The sequence below is a fragment of the Ferruginibacter sp. genome (assembly GCF_028288465.1).
Lineage (GTDB): Bacteria > Bacteroidota > Bacteroidia > Chitinophagales > Chitinophagaceae > Ferruginibacter.
On the sequence record NZ_JAQBNR010000048.1, the window covers coordinates 68,215 to 89,364 of the forward strand.

Sequence of the window (21,150 nt, forward strand, 5' to 3'; positions counted from 1 at the left end):
TCTATATCCCTTGTTGATTTAAAACACCTCATTACAATCAGGTAAAATGACAACAGACAACCCTCCATCCACAAAAACAGTTTCAGTAACTACCTATCTTATTATCTCGGCGATCAGCCTTATAGTAGCCTCCGGTATTGGTTACTACTATTTGCATTACATGAAACAGGGCGGCTCCGAAAAAATGGATGACCGCGTATTTTATCTGATCCTGGTATTGTTTGGCATGGCTGCCAGTGCGCTGATCTTCGGCATCATGAATTCTTATGCAACCCTGAAGGGCATCGAGTCGAACGTTACCTACAAATTTACCGGGCCTGTGGTTGGTGTGATATTAACAGTGCTCGGCGGCTTTATGATTCCCAAAGGCTCCAGCGATCAAATGCTTACAGTTAGAATATTTGATGAAGACAAAAATCCCATCACAAAAGGACGCGTTACGTTGACCTTTCCACACTACCAGCGGGAAGCCTCCGTGAATGAAAAAGGGATGGTGGTATTTCCCGAAATTCCGTACGATCAGCTACGAAACAACATTGCGATCAATGTGGTAAGCGATGGGTATATGCCCGTCAATATCGACACTTTGTTGCCGAACTTTGACCCGGTCAGTCTCACCCTTGCACAGGCAAAAATTATAAGGCTTGCCGGTACAGTAAAAGATGCAGCAGACCGCCCGATCAGGGACGTTGATATTACGGTGGATGGAACTCCTTATGCCACCAAAACCACCAATGACGGCAGCTTTCAAATACCGTTGCCCGACTACCATTTTGGCGACCGTGTAACAGTGGTTACTGCTCACCCTGCTTATGAAGACAAACAAAAAATGCTGAACATAACATCCGGTGAAATTGACAATATTGAGTTTGTATTAAACCCTCTTCCAATCAGTAATCCAACCCCCACTAATAATGCTAAACACAAAAAGAAATGAAAACACCCATTATACTCACTGCCTTATTTACGATACTTACTAATGCACTTGCTGCGCAACAGGTAATTATCAAAGGCACATTACGCTGCATCAACAATGGCGTGACTTCTACAAGAGGAGCCACCAATATTATCATCATTCCATCTTTTAATCCAAAAGCAGCCGTTGCTACCACTACTACACCACAGGGCTATTTTGAAATCAATACCGGGTGGAGCGCAAAAGACCTGCGGGATAAAAACGTGTCGCTGTATATTATTACCAAATGCAGCAGCTGCAAAAAGGTAGAACGCGTTTTTATTTCGGAAGACCTGGACAAGCGAAATCCGGATCCCTCCAAAATGTTTGTAACAATAAAAAACTGGAAAATACTGGAGAATTGCAAGGAATCAGAACTGCCCGATATTATGTCTGAAAAGCTGCTGGATTCAGCACATCATTTGCCTGCTTTAACTATTGACGGCAGCGCCCAGGGCAGTGCGGCAATGGGCCCGGTTTCGTTTATCAATTTATTTGAGAAATTGATTACAGTTGCAGCATCTCAAAAAGCAGGATTTTATAAGGCTGCAACTTTATTACCCGGCAAAATAAAATACGGTGAATTTCTCCACTCATCACCTCTTATCAATACAGATAATACCGGCTTTAATTTCGCTCCTTCACGCAATTTATCTGAAGCTGTATTTTGGAACGCCGCGGCCATTGCCAACAGCAGTAAACCCAACAATGTAAGCTTGCTGGCTAATTTTAAAAATAACATTAAACTGTCCAGCTATCAACAAATAGCGCCCAAACTGTATCTCGGCATGGGCGGCATTTATACGCAGCAAAATGAATTTAGAAATGTAATCTCGCAAAGGCTGGGTTCAGTCGCCAGCGATTTTGATACCGTGAACCGGACACATACTCAAAAGCTAAAAGAATTTGCCGCTTTTATAGCCCCTGTATACTCAGTTAACAATAAACTGAGTGTAGCACTGACGGTAAAATCGGTATGGCAGCAATTTAATAATCCAAACCTGATTGTGCTTCAAAGCGATTTCGTGAATAATATTGATTATGTTTTTTTTGTAGACGACAGTATCCGAAAACAACATTTTGATTTTGATGCATCGGTGAACTATAAAATCAATAGCTATTTACAGGCTGGTGTATCTGTAATGAATATTGCCGGAAACAAATTATACAAAGATCTTTTTATAAAAGACTCTTCCAACCAATCCTTTGTAAACCAACGGGCATATGGCATTGGCCTATGTTATAAAAGAGAAAGATTGAATGTGGGAGTAGATGCGCTGTTCACTGACAAAGGATTGTATGATGCCGCAGTTGGCGTAAACTACGTTCCTGCAAATAATATTTTGCTGGCCGCCGGGTATGCCATTAAACAACAAAGTTTTTCAGCCTCCTTCAGGTGGAAGCATTTTAAACTGGCTTATATCAACGACAATAATTTAGTGATTAATGAAGTGAGGCTTGCAAAAAATAAATTGTTCAACGGAAAAATTTATTCAGGTTTTGTGTTTGATTTTTAGCATACAAATACGTTGGCTGTAATACCATTTTATCTATGATAACTCCCCCAAACATTCATCCAGGTATTGCACCAACTCATCTGCATTTTGCTGATTGAATGGCATAGGTGGTTTTATTTTCAACACATTGTGCAGCGGGCCATCGGTGCTTAATAAATAACCTTTGTCTTTCATTTTTTCCACCACGATATCTATTTCCGGAATGGCGGGTTCCAATGTTATTCTGTCTTTTACCATTTCGGCGCCGATGAATAATCCATGGCCCCGCACGTCGCTGATGATGGGATGCTTATCCATTAAGCCTTTTAAGCCGGCCATTAAATGGTTGCCGGTTTCCAGTGCGTGCTGTTGCATTTCCTCCTGTTGAATTACATCCAGTACCGCCAGGCCTGTTGCCATGGAAACAGGGTTGCCACCAAACGTGTTAAAGTATTCCATGCCATTGTTAAAGGCATCTGCGATTTCATTGGTAACTACCACAGCCGCCAACGGATGCCCGTTGCCGATCGGCTTGCCCATTACCACAATATCCGGCACGACGTCCTGCAATTCGAAGCCCCAGAATTTTTCTCCTACCCTTCCAAAACCTACCTGTACTTCGTCTGCAATACAAACACCGCCGGCCGCCTTCACATATTTGTACACCTGTTTTAAATATCCGGGCGGCAAAGGAATTTGACCGCCAACACCCAATAAAGTTTCACAAATAAAAACCGCCGGGGATTTTCCTTCTGCCTTTAATGACTCAATAATCCTTTGTACATCCGCTGCATATTTTTCACCTGCATTGGCATCGCCATATTTGTATGGCCCACGATACATGTCGGGATTGATGGCTTTGTGTATCCACGGCATCTGGCCAAAGCCACCCTTGCTGTCAAATTTATACGGGCTCATCTCCATGGCCACGGTTGACGTACCATGATAAGCATGATCAAGCACAATAATATCTTTTTGACGGGTAAAATGCCGACTCATCCTGATAGCTAAATCGTTTGCCTCACTGCCGCTGTTGGTAAAATAACAAACAGACAGCGATTCCGGCAAGGTGGCTGTCAGCCGTTTTGCATACTCCATCATGTGATCATTCAAATACCGGGTATTGGTATTGAGCGTTGCAATTTGCTTTTGCATTCGTTTCACTACGACGTGGTGACAATGCCCAACATGAGAAGGGTTGTTTACACAGTCCACAAAAGTGCGGCCTTTATCATCATATAAATATTGCAGCGCAGCTTTTATAATTTTAAGTGGCTGCTTATAACCGATACTTAAATTTCTTCCGACATGTTTTTTTCTTTCTTCCAGCAAACCGGTATAGTCTTTATCATTGACCAGTCCTTCATATCCACAGGCTGTTCTGAAACTATCCTGTGCTTTCACGGGGTTAATTCGGATGAGCTGGTACAACAAATCCCAGGCAGGTTGCTCTGTTATAAAATGATGTTCGTTACCGCTGTCGAGCGAGGCATTGTAAGCTGATTGCGTAACGCTGATGCACAGTCTTGCGGCAATTAAATAATATAACAGGTCGAGCTCCTGAATTGTTAGCGGATATACTGCGTGGTAATTTTTAACAATCACTGTGGCAGTATCCAAAGGCCTTTCGTTGTTGAGCATAGCGTACGTGCAGGCAACAGCCACGCTGTTAATGAGGGCTGTATATACCATATCGCCAAAATCAATCAGGCCCGAAACAGTATTTTCCTTCACCAGCAAATTGTAATCATTGGCATCGTTGTGTGCATAGGCATGTCGCAGAAAAGCAAGCTCTGGCAATACCGCTGTTTCAAACTGCAGTAAAAAATATCCTGCCATCCGTCTTTTTTCATGATTGGTAATGCAAGCCACTTTGGCGTTCGCATCCATGGCCGTACTGATATCCCAAATATAACGCCGGTGCATAGCGGGATGGGAAAAATGCTGCAATGCCTTATCCATCTTACCAAGGAAATTGCCGAGGTCGGCATGCAATGCGTCTGTTCTTTCGTGTGCATCTACCCAAAAGATGCCCTCTAAAAAACTCAGTATACGCAGGTAATAATTTTTATCGTCAATTACCAGCGTTGTCAATTCCTTCCCTTCGGTATTCAGCAAGTAATGCTGAAACCTATCGCCTACTTCACTTGCAGCCAGGTGATTTACAATTTTCACCTGCGCATCTAAAAAATGGTAGCCGTGTTCATCGGTAGCCACCTTTAAAATGTATTGTTTTCCTTCCTTATCTTTCAATAAAAAATTTAATTCATCGTAGCCGTTAAGTGTTTTTGCTTTCACTGCTATGCCGTACTGTTGTAAAGCAAATGCTTCAATAAATTGTTCCGTAAATTCCATCTGATGAATGCGTTTTATTTGTTACACGTTGAACCTGCTTCAAAAAATTGAAGCGTTATTTTCAATATCGTTCTTTTGCTTTTTCTGTCAGCATATCGCCGCTTTTAATTAACCGTAAGGTAAACGAATAGGTGTAATCCTGGTAGGGCAAGGTATACCCGGCGTGCGTTTTAGCACCCCAGCTATTATCACCTCCCAATCCCATTTGTTTGTAATCAATGTTCCACCACACAAGGTTTTCATTTTGCATGGAACCACCGTGCTTGTTTGCCTTTTGAGTGTGATCAAAATCGAGATTGTGCATATTAAAATGCAATACACCGCTGCTGAGCAAAGGCTCACCCAGGGCCATTAGGCCAGTTCCTGTTGTATCCTGCAATGCCATCCAGCGTACGTCTGTTCTGTTGCCACTTTCCTGCGCACGGGCATAGGGATGAAACATTGCCTCCACCGGTGCCGTGTACAAATCCACAGCTGATGCGTAATTGCGGTCCTGGTAGTTGTCAAATGGTCCCCTGCCCAACCAGCTTGCCTGGTCGATACTCCCATTCAGGATAAGCCGCATGCCAAACCGGGGCAGTTCGGGAAAGGCTTGTTCGCCTGCTTTTAATGCGGCGGTAATTTTTATATCACCATTGGCATTGACTAAATATGTAGTATAATAATATGCATCCACTGAAGCAAGGTAATGGACTGTATTTACAGTGAATGCATGTGCATTAAGTTGCTTTACTATAAATGATTTTAAGCTTGCATTTTCAGCCGCATGCTGCCACACGGCACAACGCATTTGCAGGCTGTTGCCAATATCATTGTCTGTAACTGCCCGCCAAAAACTAGGAACTATGGGTGCTATCAACAACTCTTTGTTACCTTGTTTATATGAATTTAACCAACCCGTTTTTTTATCAAAGACAACAGTAAAAAGAGTCGAAGAAAAGGTTTGCTTATTGGTATCTTCTGCACCAGCAATAACAGGAAAATTGTCCAATGATTTTTTTGCAGGTTCTTTAAAAACCGGCAGATTAAACTGCTCCCAGGCAATTACAAAATTTGCCGGAATCAATGCAGTTGACTGCTTTGTTTCAGCTTCGATAAATAAAAAATATTCCTTACCGGCAACCGCGTTAATAGCCGGCAAATCAAGCGTTATGTCTTTGCTTTGTTGTGGCGAAAGGTCAATGGTTGGAATACTGCCTTTAGCAATTATTTTTCCATCAGCCTTTATATACCAGGTAAAAGTATAATTATTGAGATTGGTAAAATCAAAACGGTTCGTAATGCGAATGGTATTTGCTGAAAAATCAACCGGCTCAAATAAAATATTCTGGTATACTTTTTTTAATTCAAATGCCTGCGGATGTGGTGTGCGGTCCGCTGCAAACATGCCGTCTGCGCAAAAACTGGTATCGCTTGTTTCGCCTACATTTCCCATGTCGCTGCCATAGGCCCAGATGTCGCGGCCATTGGCATCTTTTCGTTTAAATGCCTGGTCACTGAAATCCCAAACAAACCCGCCCTGTAATTGCGGATACTCATAAATCATGTCCCAGTCATCTTTTAAATTACCTCCACTATTACCCATCATGTGCGCATACTCCACTTGTATCAACGGCCTGGTCCGCCATTCCTTCACATGTTCCTGCATGATGTTTAAAGGCTTGTACATGGGGCAAATAATATCTGTATAAGGATTGTCCCGAGCTTCCTCATATTGCACCGGCCGGGTACTGTCTTTTGATTTTAAATAATTGTAAGTCGCAATGAAATTATCACCAAACCTGCTCTCATTACCCAACGACCAGGTAATGATACTGCAGAAATTTTTATCTCTTTCCCACATGCGGCGGGTGCGGTCGAGATAAGCAGCCTGCCAGGCCGGTTTATCTGACAGTGTTTTCAGCGGATGAAAATCCATACCATCGCATTCTATATTGGCTTCATCAATTACATATAAACCATATTCGTCGCAGAGCTCATACCATTCTTCCCTGTTGGGATAATGACTGCAACGCATGGCGTTGACGTTGAATTGTTTCATCAGTTGAATATCCCGTACCATACTTTCCACCGTAATGACTTTACCGGTGTACATATCATGCTCATGGCGGTTGACGCCTTTTATTTTGATGGGCTTGCCGTTTACAAGCAACAGTCCATGCCTGATTTCAATATTACGAAATCCCGTTTTGTGCAAAATGCTTTCAATGATATGTCCATGCTCATTTTTATAATTAATGAATAGTTTGTATAATTCCGGATGTTCTGCGTTCCATTGCCTTACCCAAGGTATGGTAGCAGCGAAATGATACTCTTTTTTGTTACTGACAAGTTGCTGTTGCTGAAGTATTATATTACCCGTATTATCCACCAGTTTTATTTCAACGTACCGGGTTGCTGCAACTGGTGCATCGTTCAATGAAACAGTTACATTTAATAATCCATCCTTGTATGCTTCGTCCAAAGCTGCCTTTACAAAAAAATCATACACACATATTTTGGGCCTGGCTACCAGGTATACGCTTCGTTCAATGCCACTCAGCTTCCACATATCCTGTCCTTCCAGGTAGGTGCCATCACTGAACCTGAAAACCTGCACTGCCACACTATTCTGCCCCTTTTGCACAAAGCGGGTTATATCAAATTCTGCAGGCGTTTTACTGTCTTTACTCAGGCCAACATATTGCCCGTTGATCCAGATATAAAAGAAGGAATTGACTGCGCCTAAATGGATAAAGATGTTTTTACCATTCCATGCAGCAGGAATGGTAAAATTTCTTTTGTAAGAACCAACCGGGTTAAAATCTTTTGGTACATAGGGTGGGTCGGGCTTGATGGGATACTCCACATCAGTAAAAATAAATTTGTCAAAACCTTCCGTTTGCCAATTGGCCGGCACTTTAATGTCATTCCATTGTTGGGTATCGAAATTATTTTTATAAAAATTGAGCGGGCGTTCTGCTACCGTATTGACAAGTAAAAACTTCCATCTTCCATCCAATGATTGTATAAAAGGAGAGGCAGTTTTGCGGAGCGCCTGCTGCTCAGTTTCAAAAGGAATGAAATGGGCATGGGGCGCCATGGTGTTTTGTGAAACCAGTTGCGGGTTTTCCCAATCATTGATAGATTGCGCATGAACAACCTGCTGTAGTAACAGCAGGTAAGTAATTATTTTTAAGGCAAGTTTTTTTCGTTGTATGGACATGTCGGTATGCGTAAAAATACAACAAGGAGTTATTGTATCAATAGCTCCTTGTTGTATTAAAAAAAATGTTCAGTATTATAGACTCCAGCCCGGTCTGTAAGTACGTTTTACAAACTGGTTGGCTTCATCAAAATTGGTGATCTTCATATTCGGACCATCCCAAAGCAGTTTAATAAAACGACCCGGATAATCAAAGTCATCGTTGCCCTTTGGCTTGCGGATATCATAACTGCGGATGGCAAGGTTGCCCATCAGCACACTTTCTGTAAGCGGACCGGCAATGTCAAAATGCGAGCTCAGGTTCTTTGCTTTTTCACTGCCATAACCTGCAATCGCAGCTTCCACCCATGCAGCGTAGTGGCCATCTTCGCCATCTTTTACACGGGCAACAGTTTGCGGTACTTTTACTTCTTTGGTTCTTGAAGTCGGCAATAGTTGCGGATTAACGCCGTAAGTACCTGCCATCATTTTTCCTTTTGTACCAATAAAAATAACACCGTTACCGCCATCACCCATTTCTTCATTGGCACCCAACTCTTCGGGGCGTGTAGGTTGTATACCGCCATCCATCCAATGCAATTCTACATCGGGCTTGCCATTTTTTCCTTTAAACCTCAACGTGATGTGCGATGCTATCGGACCGCTTTCAGGATAGTATGCTTTGTTCCAGTTTTCAATGTATTTTGTTGCTACGCTGCATTCTGCGCTGGTAGGATATCCCAGCCCCATTACAGCAAATGCAGGCGCCATAATATGGCAGGCCATGTCACCTAGTGCACCGGTTCCATAATCCCACCAGCCACGCCAGTTGAATGGTAGTATACCTTCAAAATATTCTCTTTTGGGTGCTGTTCCCAACCATAGATCAAAATCAAGTCCTGCCGGTATAGGAGATGTTGTGGCTGGTCTGCCAACACCCTGTGGCCATATAGGACGGTCAGTATAACAATAGATAGTATGTACATCACCAATGGTGCCTGCATTGTACCAATCCTGTAACTGGCGTACACCATCACCAGACGAACCCTGGTTACCCATCTGCGTTACCACTTTATATTTATGCGCTGCTTCTGTCAACATGCGGGCCTCATAAATATCATGCGTCATTGGTTTTTGCACATATACATGTTTGTTCAATTGCATGGCTGCCATCGCTGCTACGCCGTGCTGATGATCTGGTATAGATACAGAAACCGCATCAATGGACTTGCCTTCCTTGCTCAGCATTTCACGGAAGTCTTTATAATATTTTGCTTTGGGAAATTTCTTACGGGTTTCAACAGCCTGGCGGTCATCTACATCGCATAAAAAACCGATGTCTGCTTTTCCGCTTTTAAAAAAGTTTTCAATATCGCTTGAACCCTTACCACCGGCGCCAATACCGGCCACCACCAGCCTGTCGCTGGGTGCAACAAAACCACGCCCCAATACATGGCGTGGTACAATAAAAAATCCGGCCGCAGTGAGTGCAGAGTTGCGGATAAACTTACGCCGGGAATCCTGAACGACAGTTTTCTTTTTCATGATGATCTGTGTTGTTGTTTTAAATTTAAGTTTGAAATCTTATATCGATGCGCAAAAAAATTAAGCTACAATTTAACTTAACTATTTCGCTTTACAGCTACCACCGGTACTTTTTAATCCACCGTACAAAGCCCGGCCGATATACTTTGTGCGTTTAGCAAAATTATGCTTACCAAAAAACCGTGTATAAAGCAATCAAAACACCACTGATAATAATTGAACCTACGGCAAACCCCGGCGTAATTTTAAACATGGAGGAATCAACTTCAATTTCATGTTCGCCTTCCTTTTTAGGTCTGGCAAGGCTCATTACAATCATCAAAGCCGTAATGGTTAGAAAGGTTATCACCATCCTGTTTAAAAAAGCAATATCAGGAAAAGCGCCACTCGTCCATACCGGTAAAAATTTCAACACTGTTGAAATTGGGATAGTTAATACAGCGCCTGCCAATGCTGCCGCAGCAGTTGTGCGTTTCCAGAAAAAACCGAGTGAGAAAATGGCCAGCACTCCCGGAGAAACAAAGCCTACATATTCCTGGATAAACTGGTAAGCCTGGTCAAGCGATTTTAGCGCGGGTGCTACGATACCTGCAATAACCATCGCAATTACAACCGCCCACCTTCCAATCAGCACCATTTTTCTCTCCGACGCTTCTTTATTAAAATACTTTTTATAGATATCAAGCGAAAAAATGGTAGAGATACTATTTGCTTTACCCGCCAGCGATGCCACAACTGCTGCGGTCAATGCTGCAAAGGCAATGCCCTTTAAACCTGCCGGCAATAAATTCATTAGTGTCGGATAGGCATGATCCGGTTTAATAACCCCTGCCGCATCGGACATCTCTTGCTGAAACATTCCTTTGTTATGCAATACATACATTACAATGCCGGGTAACACTGCAATCACAGGCACTAACAATTTTAAAAAAGCAGCAAATAAAATCCCTTTTCTGGCCGTGACCAAGTCTGCGCCCAGTGCACGCTGTACAATGTATTGGTTGCATCCCCAGTAAGCCAGGTTGTTTACCAGCATACCGCCAAACAGCACCGACAGGCCGGGCAATTCTTTATAATACTTGTTGGATGAATCAAATATCATGTGAAAATGTTCCGGCGCTTCTTTGCGTAAAATGGACATCCCTTTAAAAATATCTTTACCAAAGCCATATTCTTCTGACAATAAAGACAAGGCAAGATAAGTGGTCACTAATCCACCTAAAATCAATACCACCACCTGCACAACATCGGTATAGCCAATTACCTTCATGCCACCCAGCGTAACTACCAGCGAAAAAATTACCAGGCCAACAATGCTCCATTCAAAACTCACCGTAGAGATGGACGAAATAGCAAGCGCACCGAGGTAAATAATAGAGGTAAGATTTACGAACACATATACCAGCAGCCAGAATACCGCCATGATAGTACTTACGGTATCATTATACCGCATGGATAAAAATTGCGGCATGGTGAAAATTTTATTTTTCAGGTACACCGGAATTACAAAAATGGCAATGATAATGAGCACCGCTGCTGCCATCCACTCGTAGCTCGATATGGCCAATCCCAATGCGAAACCCGAACCCGACATGCCGATAAAATGTTCTGCAGAAATATTGGAAGCAATGATGGATGCGCCGATTGCCCACCAGGTAAGGGATCCTTCCGCAAGAAAAAAATCTCTGGAACTGGCCGTGGACGACTTCTTTTTGTGGTAGATATAATATCCGTAAGCCGAGACCGCAATAAAGTAAACAAAGAATACAATGTAGTCGAGTGTATGCAATTGATTCATCAGCAAGCATTCATTTTAATGAACTGTCAAGATAAGTAAAAATGGCTGTTTGCAAACAATACACTGGTAGTAAATATCCCAAACACTAAACTACCACACTTTTCATCGTGAAAAATGTGGTAGTTTGTTTACAGTAAACTAAAAGAGATAAAAAACAATTGTAACAAAATAAATAAGCAGGATATCAAATAAAAAACGGAGAGCTAAAAATAATTGCTTCGGTTAAAATCTTAAAGTGGCTGGTAAATATTTTTTTATCAATGCTTCGTAATAAGGTTTCAATTCAACCCAATTGGGAGGAGTTGGGTTTTTAGAATATAAATCATATGGGTTAAAAAGATCTACCCATTTAAACATCTCATGGTCGTGGGCACTCATCAGGTGATCGTATGCATGCTCACGATGTTGCGCATAAAAAGAGTGATAACGCAACATGTACAAACCGGGTTCAGGCAAATAATCTTTCATCATGTGGTATACATATTCATCGTGTCCCCAGGAAAGATGCACATTATCTAATCCGCAATTGGGGCTATATACACCGTACTTGGTGTTGTAGCGTTCGTCGTCGTAATCCGGGCTATCTTTAAAAAATTCGGGATACACAATTTTGTCTGAAAAGGCGCAACCAACCGGGAATGTATCACCCACAGCCGCCCATTGTGGTTCACCAAACAGGCAGAGTACTTTACCCATATCGTGCAACAAACCAGTCAGTACCATCCAATCGGGATGACCATCGCGACGGATCGCTTCAGAAGTCTGTAGTAAATGCTGAAACTGGTCAAGATCTGTATCCGGATCTGAGTCATCTACCAGTTGATTGAGGAACTGAAATGCGTCCCATACGGGCATTTCTTTTTTATCAAACTTTAAATAATTAGCCTTTTTGCTGAGCACAAAATCGTAACTCTGGTAAGTGTGGTTGAGCCTGTAAAATTCGCGTACGGTATCTCTTTCCGGGCTCTCGTAATTGCGGTAGGCTTCTGTTGATTTATCGGTTGCAATTGACTCCGGATCGGGATAACGCTCCAATACATCGTCTTCCCAAACATCCAGGCTTTTTAGCGGATTGAGGGCGCTTTGGCTTAATTCATCTGTAGCAGGTAACATATGTGCAGGCATTTAAATTTTACAAGAAATTTACTTCTGCTAATTTGCGCATTTTAAATTTGTATCAGTACATTATGGCTGGGTTTATTTACGAAACCGGTTTCGTACAGGACGTAAATTTTATGTAGCTTTCGGTATTCTAAACAGGTATGAAAGAGAAAGTAACCAATGTAACGATTAAAATGCTGGCCAACCAATTGGGGCTTTCTATTTCTACGGTTTCCAAAGCCATCAGCGACAGCCATGAAATAAGCGCTGCAACAAAACAGCGCGTGAATGACCTGGTTGAAAAATTAAATTACAAACCCAACCCTTACGCCAGCAGTTTAAGAACCAGAAACAGTAAAACGATTGGAGTTGTATTACCCGAAGTGGCGGATAGTTTTTTTGCGCAGGCAATCAATGGCATTGAGTCAGTGGCTGAAGAAAAAGGATACCATGTACTGATCTATTTATCGCATGAAAGTTTTGAAAGGGAAGAACAGATTATAAAAGATTTTGAGAGCGGCCGGGTGGATGGTGTATTGATTTCTGTTGCAAAGGAAACCGAACAGCACAAACACATTGACACCCTGCTAGAGAAGAAAATACCACTTGTTTTCTTTGACCGGGTGATTGATGAAGTGGCTACCACAAAAATTATAACAGATGATTACGAGGCCGCTTATACAGCAACTGAACATCTTATAAAACAGGGATATAAGCAAGTTCTTTTTCTGTCTTTTTCGCAAACACTCTCTATCTCCTGTAAAAGACTGGAGGGATATAAAAAATCCCTGTATGATAACACCATAAAATTTTCCAGCGGCAATGTGCTGAGATTTTCAAATGATGCAAAAAAAGATTATAGCAATTTGTTAAGAAAACTAACATCACTGAAAAAAGGGATAGGTGTTCTTGCATCTGTTGAAAAGTTGGCCTTGCCCCTTTACCAGGCCTGTGAAGAATTACAGTTACGTATACCACAAGATGTAGGGTTGATCAGTTTTTCTAATTTAGATTCCGCCGCATTTTTACACCCACCATTAACGACCATTACACAACCGGCATTTGAAATGGGCAAAGCCGCGGCTGCCTTCCTGGTAAAGGCTTTGGAAAGAAAAAATTTTGAACTGGCGGATGAGGAGATTGTGATTCCGTCAGTTATGATTGTAAGAAAATCGACCTTGTAATGGATTAGATTGTTGCACAAATACTGATAATAAAAAAAGGTGCAAATAGCAAATTACTTTGCCATTTGCACCTTTTTTAAAAACTTATTCTTATAAAAATTTCAACACCGCTTCGCCCATGGCTTCAGTTCCTAAAATGTTTTCTTTAGCAATTGTTTTGTCTGCAATATCAACAGTTCGGTAACCTGCTTTCAATACCTGGTCAACAGCGCTGATCACCAAGTCGGATTCTTCCTTCATTCCAAAAGAAATATCCAGCAATAAAGCGGCAGATAATACAGAAGCCAATGGATTCGCAATTCCTTTACCTGTAATATCATGCGCTGAACCGTGAATGGGCTCATATACACCCGTACCATCTCCTATTGATGCAGAGGCCAGCATGCCCATAGAACCTGCAATCTGCGATGCTTCGTCGGTTAAAATATCACCAAATAAATTGGCGGTTACCACCACATCAAAGCGACGGGGATCTTTAATCAGTATCATCGCAGTAGAATCTACAAACTGGTATTCCACTTCAACATCCGGATATTCCAATGCCAGCTTCTGAATTTCTTCTCTCCAAAGGCGGCTTGTTTCCAGTACGTTTGCTTTATCAACAGAACATAATTTTTTGCGTCTTGTTCTGGCTGCTTCAAAAGCCTTGCGGCCTATACGCTCTACTTCAAAACGGCTGTACTCGGCCACATCGAAGGCGGTATTGCCATCATTCTTTCTTCCCTTTTCACCGAAATAAATATCACCGGTGAGTTCCCTGAAAAATAAAATATCAGCACCTTTTAATATTTCTGGCTTAATGCTGGAAGCACCTAACAATTCATCAAATAATTTGATCGGACGAAGGTTGGCATACAGGCCCAATTCTTTTCTCATCTTCAGCAACCCCTGCTCTGGTCTTACTTTTGCAGAAGGATCGTTGTCATACTTAGGGTGACCCACTGCTCCAAACAATACCGCATCTGAATTGCGCATTTTTTCAAGCGATTCATCCGGTAAAGGATTACCGGTAGCTTCAATGGCCACGTGACCTATTAAGGCTTCATCGTAAGTAAATTCATGGCCAAACCTGGCCGCTATTTTGTCCAACACTTTTTTTCCAACCAAAGTAACTTCCTGTCCTATTCCATCTCCGGGAACAACAAGAATATGCTTTTTCGCCATGTTATTTTTATTTTATCAGGTAAATGTATTGCGTCTTTTGCGTGTATGCGTTATCGTTACTAAAGAATGTTCAGCATTTTTTCCGTTGCCTTAATTGCTGCTACTGTCTGGTCACTGTCAAGGCCACGGGTTTTAAATTCCTTTCCGTTGTACAACCAGGTAATGATGGTTTCACACAACGCATCCGATTTGCCGCCGGGTGGAATACGCACCGTATAATCGGCCAGCACGGGCAACTCCATTTTCTTTTGTTTGTATATTTTTTTTAGTGCTGTAACAAAAGCATCGTACTGCCCATCGCCCTGTGCATGCTCTTCAAAAGACTCTCCATTGATCACGATGTTAAGTGTTACCGATGGCTTTAGATTTTTCGAATGCGTCAACACATAATTCACGATCTGCACTTTTTGCTCAATGCTGTTGCTGTCTAAAATATCAGAAATAATGTAAGGCAAATCAGCCTGTGTTACCATTTCTTTTCTATCGCCCAATTCAATTACCCGCTGGGTAACTTTCTTTAAATCTTCATCAGATAACTGGATGCCCAATTGCTGCAAATTGTTATCTATATTGGCTTTGCCGCTGGTTTTACCCAACGCATATTTGCGTTGACGGCCAAAACGCTCCGGCATAAGGTCGTTGTAATACAGGTTATTTTTTTTATCGCCATCTGCATGTATACCCGCTGTTTGGGTAAACACATTTTCGCCCACCACAGGTTTATTGGCGGAGATTCTGAAACCGGAAAAAGCTTCTACCAGTTTGCTTACGCTGTATAAAGATTTCTCTGCAACAGACGTTGTAACGGAGGGCATAAAATCGTTGAGCACCGCGATGGCGCTTGCCAGTGGCGCATTACCGGCTCGTTCGCCCATACCATTCACTGTAAGGTGAAGACCATGTGCGCCGGCTTTGACAGCTTCCAGTACATTGGCAATACTTAAGTCGTAATCGTTGTGCGCATGAAAATCAAAATGCAATTGCGGGTAACGGTTTACCAGTTCTGATACGTACTCAAATGTTTCAGACGGAATTAAAACGCCCAAAGTATCGGGCAACAAAACTCTTTTGATGGGTTGGTGCTGTAAAAAATCAAGGTATTGCAACACATATTCTTTGGAGTTGCGCATGCCATTGCTCCAATCTTCCAGGTACACATTGCATTGCAGACCTTTTTCTACTGCAAGTGCAATAACTGCCGCTATCTCATTGAAGTGTTCTTCGGGCTTTTTCTTTAACTGGTGAGTCAGGTGATTGAGTGATCCCTTTGTTAAGAGGTTCATCACTTTGGCGCCGGCTTCTATCATCCAATTAACAGATGTGTCGCCGTCTACAAATGTCAACACTTCTACTTTATCCAGGTAGCCGTTGGCAGCAGCCCAACCAGTTATTTTTTTTACTGCCTGAAATTCGCCTTCAGATACTCTTGCCGAAGCAATTTCAATTCTGTCAACCTTTACCTCTGTTAACAATAACTGGGCAATGGTTAATTTTTCAGATGCAGAAAATGACACACCGCTGGTTTGTTCACCATCCCGGAGCGTTGTGTCCATTATTTCAATATGTCGTGGTGTTTTTTTCAATTGCTTACAGCGATGCTGGTAGATTATGACGATCTGATAAAAGAAATTCGATGGATGTTCACCAGCTGATTAAATCGCATGGGTTTTGGCAAAACCTGCAATGTCTTCCTTCATGGCCTGTAAATAATCAATGTCATCAAAGCCATTTAACAGGTTGTGTTTTTTATAGCCGTTGATGTTAAATGTTTCTTTTTCGCCTGTAGACAAAATAGTAATCGTTTGGTCAGGAAGACTTACAGTAAACTGATTTTTAGGATCCGCTTCGATGGAAGAAAATATTTTTGCTAAAAATTCAGGGCTTACCTGTACTGGTAAAATGCCCATATTGATGGCATTGTTTTTAAAGATATCAGCAAAAAAACTGGATACCACGCAACGGAAGCCATAGTCGTAAATAGCCCAGGCCGCATGTTCCCGGCTGCTGCCACTTCCAAAGTTGGTACCGCCTACTAATATTTTTCCTGTGTAAACAGGATTGTTCAACACAAAATCCTGCTTGGGTGTGTTGTCTGCATTGTAACGCCAGTCTCTGAAAAGATTGTCGCCAAAACCTTCCCGCTTGGTTGCTTTTAAAAAACGTGCCGGGATGATCTGGTCTGTATCTACATTCTCGATTGGTAAAGGAACTGCGGTACTGGTAAGTTCATTAAATTTATCGTAAGCCATAATTGAATTGATAATTAATAATTGATAATTAATAATGAGAGATGCATCTTTACATCAAATCTCTTGGATCGGTTACGTAACCGGTGATTGCTGCTGCGGCCGCTACCAGCGGACTTGCCAGCATGGTGCGGCTTCCCGGACCTTGTCTTCCTTCAAAATTGCGGTTGCTGGTGCTGACTGCATATTTGCCTGCTGGCACTTTATCATCATTCATTGCAAGACAGGCAGAACAGCCCGGCTGACGCAAAGCAAAACCAGCTTCGGTTAAAATATCCAGTATGCCTTCTTCTTTAATCTGCGATTCAACAATGTGCGATCCGGGCACTACCCAGGCAGTAACATGATCCGCTTTTTTACGGCCTTTTACAATAGAAGCAAAAGCCCTGAAATCTTCAATACGGCCATTGGTGCAACTGCCGATAAACACGTAGTCTACTTTTTTACCGATCATTTGATCCTGCTCATGAAAGCCCATATAATTCAGTGATTTGTCATACGTGGCAGCACCGCCTTTTAAATCAGCACCTTTAGGAATTGATTTTGATATCCCCATGCCCATTCCCGGGTTGGTACCATAAGTAATCATCGGTTCAATATCAGCCGCATTAAAATTGTATTCTTTATCAAAGGTTGCGCCTTCATCGGTTTTCAATGTTTTCCAATAGGCCAATGCTTTGTCCCATGCTTCGCCTTTTGGCGCCAGTTCTCTTCCGTTGATATACGCAAAAGTGGTTTCATCAGGAGCAATCATACCACCCCGGGCGCCCATTTCAATGCTCATGTTGCATACCGTCATGCGGCCTTCCATGCTCATTTTTTCAAATACCTCGCCTGCATATTCAACAAAATAACCGGTGGCGCCGGCAGTAGTTAACTGCGATATAATATATAAAGTCACATCCTTTGGTGTAACGGCTTTGCCTAAACTGCCGGTTACATTGATGCGCATTTTCAAAGGCTTTGGTTGCATGATGCATTGAGAAGACAATACCATTTCAACTTCAGACGTGCCGATGCCAAAAGCAATCGCACCAAAAGCGCCATGCGTTGATGTATGAGAGTCGCCACACACAATGGTCATGCCCGGAAGCGTGATGCCATTTTCTGGTCCTACCACGTGAACAATACCATTTTTTGGATTACCCAGTCCCCAGTGAGAAATCCCGTATTTGGCTGAGTTTTGTTCCAGAGCCTTCAATTGATTGGCGGATAAAGGATCAGCTACCGGCAAATGCTGATTAACAGTAGGTGTATTGTGATCAGCAGTAGCAAAAGTATGTTCAGGAAACATCACTTTTATTCCCCTGCTCTCAAGGCCAAGAAACGCAACCGGGCTGGTTACTTCATGTATAAAATGCCTGTCAATAAAGAAAACATCTGGTCCGTCTTCTATTCTTCTTACCACATGTGCATCCCACACTTTATCAAACAGGGTAGTTGGCTTATTACTCATTGTACAACGTTTTTTGAATTATTTTGCAAATATCCATTGTTATCGGCTAAAAATTGCAAAAACACAGATAAATCTGAACAAGGGTTGAATAAAAACTTCCAAAAGAATATAAAATTGAGATTTTTTCTTATTTCATCGCATGGCATTTTTTAAGTCATTTGCTGCAAAAAGGCGGTTAAAAAATGTTACCTTTTCAGCTAACGGTTTCAGTAATGGATGCGTTATAAAACAACTATTTTTTTAATAAAATCTAAGCCAGTATTGTTTTCGGGTTAAGGACAACTCCTTTGTCGATAACACTAATTTTTTATCTCGGCCATTTTTGTAACGGTTTGTTATTGGCCTAAAAACATTTTTTCAAATCCTGCCATCCGCTTAACTTCACTCATCAGATGACCTGACGACTATGGAAAGTATTGTAAAAAGAAGCGGGGTATGCGATGAGGTTGTAACCAAGTTGCAACAACAAATTGCCTCGGGTAAATTTAAAACAGGAGAAAAACTGCCATCAGAACCGGTGATGATGCAACAATTTGGCGTTGGCCGTTCCAGTATCAGGGAGGCCATCCGGATATTGGCCAATAAGGGACTGGTTACTGTGAAGCAAGGCCTGGGTACTTTTGTTGACGTACAGAATGGCACATTGGTTCCCTGGTACGACCGCCTGCAAAGTTCTACATCGAAAGATTTGAATGAGGTAAGGCAATTGCTGGAATTGAAAATTGCGGAAAAAGCTGCTATAAACAGAACCCAAAAGGATATTGCAATACTCACCAGGTTATTGAAGAAACGGTTGCATGCCGCTCAGCATAACCTGGCGGATGAGTGCATTGATGCGGACATTCAGTTTCATATTGCCATTGCAGACGCGGCTAAAAATGATATCCTTGCAGATTTATATAAAAACATTGCAGCGCAGATAAAAAAATCATTCCGGCAGGCCTACACCGATACAGAAATGTTTGTGATAAAACATTCCATCCACGAAGACCTGTTGCAAAGCATCATTGATAAAGATCCCAAAAAAGCCTGGCAATGTGTGATGAATATTATTGGGGAGAAGGCGGAAAGCTGAAAGCAGAAGGCATAAGGCAAAACCCATTTACTAACTGATACCTGTATAAGTATGATGATTTCTTTAAAGAATAGAATATTGCTTTTGTTGATAGGCGGATTTTTTTGCTGGCAAACTTCAGCGGGCCAGGAACAAAAACCATTGTTGCTTTCAGAAGCAATTCAAACCGGGCTGCAGCATTACCAAAGTATACAGGCCAAACAAAATTATCTTCATTCCTCTACCGAGCTGGTAAAAAATACGCAAAAAGAATACCTGCCCAATGTACTTGCTTCTATACAGCAGAGTTTCGGAACCATCAACGGTCAGTTTGGGCCCGCTGCAGCTTATGGCGCACCTGGTACCAGTTCATCAGGTCCAACCTATAGCAGTCAAAGCTGGTCTGCTGCTTTTGGTGGTGTATATGTATTAAATACCAACTGGGAAGTATTTTCTTTTGGCAGGTTACAATCCCGCATTGCTTATGCAGCTTCACAGGTAAGCAGAGATTCAGCCGATCTGGCACAGGAACAATTTGTACAGAGTGTAAAAATAGCAAGCGCCTATCTTAATTTACTGGTTGCACAAACGCTTTTAAAAACAGCCAATGCCAACCTGCAGAGAGCGACCACTATACAAACAGTAGTGTTGGCACGCACCAAAAACGGGCTGAATGCCGGGGTAGATTCTTCCATCGCCAATGCGGAAGTTTCCAAAGCAAAGCTGCTGATCATCGATGCATCCAATACGGAACAAACCTATAATAACCAGCTTGCGCAATTGATGAACGCTGCTGCCATCAGTTACAGTGCGGACACTACTTTTCTAAAAACATTGCCGGCCACTTACAACACAGATCTGGCTATTGAACAAAACCCACAGGTGAAGTTTTATAAAAGCCGTATCGATCAAAGCGATCGATATGCAAGTCTGCTAAGTAAAAGCATCTTGCCCGGTGTTAACCTGTTTGGCATTTTTCAAACAAGGGGTTCTGGTTTCGATTACAATTACACCGCTCTCAACAACAACTATTCAAAGGATTATTTTACCGGCATCAACCCAACGCGAAGCAATTATATAGCCGGTGTTTCGATGGCCTGGAATATTATGAGCATCAGCAAAATAAAACACCAGGTATTATCACAACAATTTATTTCAAAAGGATTACAGAATGAATATGATCTTATCAGCACTCAATTAAAAGATCAGCTGATACTGGCAGATCAGCGCATCGCTAACAGTTTGCAAAGCTGGCGGGAAGCTCCTGTTCAATACAAAGCGGCATCAGATGCTTACCTGCAAAAATCAGTGTTGTTTAAAAACGGACTCAGTAATATCATCGATCTTCAACAGGCACTCTACTTACTGAACCGTGCTGAAACCGATGTAAGTGTTGCTTACATCAACGTTTGGCAATCCTTGTTACAGAAGGCTGCAGCTTCGGGAGATTTTGATTTGTTTTTAAGACAAGTGAGGTAATGGATAATTTTTTAATGGATAATTGATAATGAATTTTCGTGCAGGTTTCTAAATGTAAAATCAATCTTTAAAATTAAAGTACAAAACATGTTTTTTATAACTTAAGACCTGGAACTTAAGACTTAAAACTTAG

Annotated in this window: 14 protein-coding genes; 5 read left to right on the plus strand and 9 right to left on the minus strand. The window is 41.9% G+C overall.

The genetic code is table 11. The features are described 5' to 3' along the window. Nucleotides 1–46: 46 nt before the first annotated feature. Both JWR61_RS18360 and JWR61_RS18365 read left to right on the plus strand, forming a co-directional pair. A complete protein-coding gene (locus tag JWR61_RS18360) occupies nt 47–937 on the plus strand; it encodes a carboxypeptidase-like regulatory domain-containing protein (RefSeq protein WP_301929197.1) in 891 nt (296 codons plus the stop codon). Beyond that, entirely contained in the window at nt 934–2,472 is a 1,539-nt protein-coding gene (locus JWR61_RS18365) for a hypothetical protein (protein WP_301929198.1), read from the plus strand. The genes JWR61_RS18360 and JWR61_RS18365 overlap by 4 nt, the downstream gene beginning before the upstream one ends. A 33-nt stretch (nt 2,473–2,505) precedes the next feature. Here the strand turns inward: JWR61_RS18365 and JWR61_RS18370 are convergent, their stop codons facing one another. The 5 genes from JWR61_RS18370 to JWR61_RS18390 all read right to left on the minus strand — a co-directional run bounded on the left by JWR61_RS18370 (nt 2,506) and on the right by JWR61_RS18390 (nt 12,446). Next, on the minus strand, nt 2,506–4,806 hold the full coding sequence (locus JWR61_RS18370) for an aminotransferase class III-fold pyridoxal phosphate-dependent enzyme (RefSeq protein ID WP_301929199.1): 2,301 nt from the start codon (nt 4,804–4,806) through the stop codon (nt 2,506–2,508). Between the two features lie 61 nt (nt 4,807–4,867). Continuing rightward, entirely contained in the window at nt 4,868–8,011 is a 3,144-nt protein-coding gene (locus tag JWR61_RS18375; RefSeq protein ID WP_301929200.1) for a glycoside hydrolase family 2 TIM barrel-domain containing protein, read from the minus strand. Nucleotides 8,012–8,086: 75 nt separating this feature from the next. After that, nucleotides 8,087–9,535 (minus strand): Gfo/Idh/MocA family protein, encoded by a 1,449-nt coding sequence (locus tag JWR61_RS18380; RefSeq protein ID WP_301929201.1) that lies wholly within the window; start codon nt 9,533–9,535, stop codon nt 8,087–8,089. Nucleotides 9,536–9,704: 169 nt separating this feature from the next. Next, nucleotides 9,705–11,333: a sodium/solute symporter gene (locus tag JWR61_RS18385; RefSeq protein WP_301929202.1), complete on the minus strand. Its 1,629-nt coding sequence runs from the start codon at nt 11,331–11,333 to the stop codon at nt 9,705–9,707. A 222-nt stretch (nt 11,334–11,555) separates the two neighbouring features. Further along, entirely contained in the window at nt 11,556–12,446 is an 891-nt protein-coding gene (locus tag JWR61_RS18390) for an inositol oxygenase family protein (RefSeq protein WP_301929203.1), read from the minus strand. 149 nt (nt 12,447–12,595) lie between these two features. Here JWR61_RS18390 and JWR61_RS18395 point away from each other — a divergent pair, with 149 nt between their 5' ends. Beyond that, complete coding sequence (locus JWR61_RS18395; protein WP_301929204.1) at nt 12,596–13,618, plus strand: LacI family DNA-binding transcriptional regulator; 1,023 nt, start codon at nt 12,596–12,598, stop codon at nt 13,616–13,618. Nucleotides 13,619–13,708: 90 nt separating this feature from the next. On the opposite strand, the gene leuB is transcribed toward JWR61_RS18395, so the two are convergent. The 4 genes from leuB to leuC form a co-directional block, all read right to left on the minus strand. After that, a complete protein-coding gene (leuB, locus tag JWR61_RS18400) occupies nt 13,709–14,782 on the minus strand; it encodes a 3-isopropylmalate dehydrogenase (RefSeq protein ID WP_301929205.1) in 1,074 nt (357 codons plus the stop codon). 59 nt (nt 14,783–14,841) lie between these two features. Beyond that, complete coding sequence (locus JWR61_RS18405; RefSeq protein WP_301929206.1) at nt 14,842–16,335, minus strand: alpha-isopropylmalate synthase regulatory domain-containing protein; 1,494 nt, start codon at nt 16,333–16,335, stop codon at nt 14,842–14,844. Nucleotides 16,336–16,434: 99 nt separating this feature from the next. Continuing rightward, nucleotides 16,435–17,031: a 3-isopropylmalate dehydratase small subunit gene (gene leuD / locus JWR61_RS18410; RefSeq protein WP_301929207.1), complete on the minus strand. Its 597-nt coding sequence runs from the start codon at nt 17,029–17,031 to the stop codon at nt 16,435–16,437. Between the two features lie 49 nt (nt 17,032–17,080). Further along, nucleotides 17,081–18,484, minus strand: a complete 1,404-nt coding sequence (gene leuC, locus JWR61_RS18415; RefSeq protein ID WP_301929208.1) for a 3-isopropylmalate dehydratase large subunit — start codon at nt 18,482–18,484, stop codon at nt 17,081–17,083. Between the two features lie 406 nt (nt 18,485–18,890). On the opposite strand from leuC, the gene JWR61_RS18420 reads away from it, so the two are divergent. Next, nucleotides 18,891–19,559, plus strand: coding sequence for a FadR/GntR family transcriptional regulator (locus JWR61_RS18420; RefSeq protein ID WP_301929209.1), 669 nt, complete (start codon nt 18,891–18,893; stop codon nt 19,557–19,559). A 51-nt stretch (nt 19,560–19,610) separates the two neighbouring features. Next, a complete protein-coding gene (locus JWR61_RS18425) occupies nt 19,611–21,017 on the plus strand; it encodes a TolC family protein (RefSeq protein ID WP_301929210.1) in 1,407 nt (468 codons plus the stop codon). The last annotated feature ends 133 nt before the right edge of the window (nt 21,018–21,150 follow it).

Bases quoted from the DNA above. Each gene is read 5' to 3' on its own strand.
- JWR61_RS18360 (WP_301929197.1), top strand. From the start codon at position 47: ATGACAACAGACAACCCTCCATCCACAAAAACAGTTTCAGTAACTACC.
- JWR61_RS18425 (WP_301929210.1), top strand. From the start codon at position 19,611: ATGATGATTTCTTTAAAGAATAGAATATTGCTTTTGTTGATAGGCGGA.
- JWR61_RS18380 (WP_301929201.1), bottom strand. From the start codon at position 9,535: ATGAAAAAGAAAACTGTCGTTCAGGATTCCCGGCGTAAGTTTATCCGC.
- leuB (WP_301929205.1), bottom strand. From the start codon at position 14,782: ATGGCGAAAAAGCATATTCTTGTTGTTCCCGGAGATGGAATAGGACAG.
- JWR61_RS18365 (WP_301929198.1), top strand. From the start codon at position 934: ATGAAAACACCCATTATACTCACTGCCTTATTTACGATACTTACTAAT.
- JWR61_RS18420 (WP_301929209.1), top strand. From the start codon at position 18,891: ATGGAAAGTATTGTAAAAAGAAGCGGGGTATGCGATGAGGTTGTAACC.
- JWR61_RS18405 (WP_301929206.1), bottom strand. From the start codon at position 16,335: ATGGACACAACGCTCCGGGATGGTGAACAAACCAGCGGTGTGTCATTT.
- JWR61_RS18370 (WP_301929199.1), bottom strand. From the start codon at position 4,806: ATGGAATTTACGGAACAATTTATTGAAGCATTTGCTTTACAACAGTAC.
- leuD (WP_301929207.1), bottom strand. From the start codon at position 17,031: ATGGCTTACGATAAATTTAATGAACTTACCAGTACCGCAGTTCCTTTA.
- JWR61_RS18385 (WP_301929202.1), bottom strand. From the start codon at position 11,333: ATGAATCAATTGCATACACTCGACTACATTGTATTCTTTGTTTACTTT.
- leuC (WP_301929208.1), bottom strand. From the start codon at position 18,484: ATGAGTAATAAGCCAACTACCCTGTTTGATAAAGTGTGGGATGCACAT.
- JWR61_RS18375 (WP_301929200.1), bottom strand. From the start codon at position 8,011: ATGTCCATACAACGAAAAAAACTTGCCTTAAAAATAATTACTTACCTG.
- JWR61_RS18395 (WP_301929204.1), top strand. From the start codon at position 12,596: ATGAAAGAGAAAGTAACCAATGTAACGATTAAAATGCTGGCCAACCAA.
- JWR61_RS18390 (WP_301929203.1), bottom strand. From the start codon at position 12,446: ATGTTACCTGCTACAGATGAATTAAGCCAAAGCGCCCTCAATCCGCTA.